The organism is Bacillus sp. RB3, assembly GCF_030164735.1.
GTDB lineage: Bacteria > Bacillota > Bacilli > Bacillales > Bacillaceae_G > Bacillus_A > Bacillus_A cereus.
Map to the genome: position 1 here is coordinate 1 of NZ_JASNGE010000111.1, position 391 is coordinate 391.

The window sequence follows — 391 nt, forward strand, 5'->3', positions numbered from 1 at the left end:
CAAGCGGTACTAACAACGATAAAGATATCGCATCTATGGACAAAGAGTATCAAGCATTAGCACAAGAAATTAATCATATTGCTGATAAAACAAATTTCAATGGTAACGCATTTTTAAATAAAGGTACTAATCCTGATGAGGGTAAAGATATCACGATTCAACTTTCTGATGCTTCAAGTGATACAATGATAATCGCAGCTATCGAAACAAAGAAATTAACAACTGCTAATTTAGCAGTTTCAACTGATGGAACAAAGAAATTAGATGCTACAACTGCAGCAACTGAAATCACGGCTCTGGACACTGCTATTCAGAATATCGCTGACGCTAGAGCAACTTTCGGTTCTCAATTAAACCGTTTAGACCATAACTTAAACAACGTAACGAGCCA

1 pseudogene is annotated in these 391 nt (G+C 36.1%); it reads left to right on the plus strand.

The window, feature by feature from the left end:
• Positions 1–391, plus strand: a pseudogene (locus QO049_RS30560) (flagellin); the annotation flags it as partial.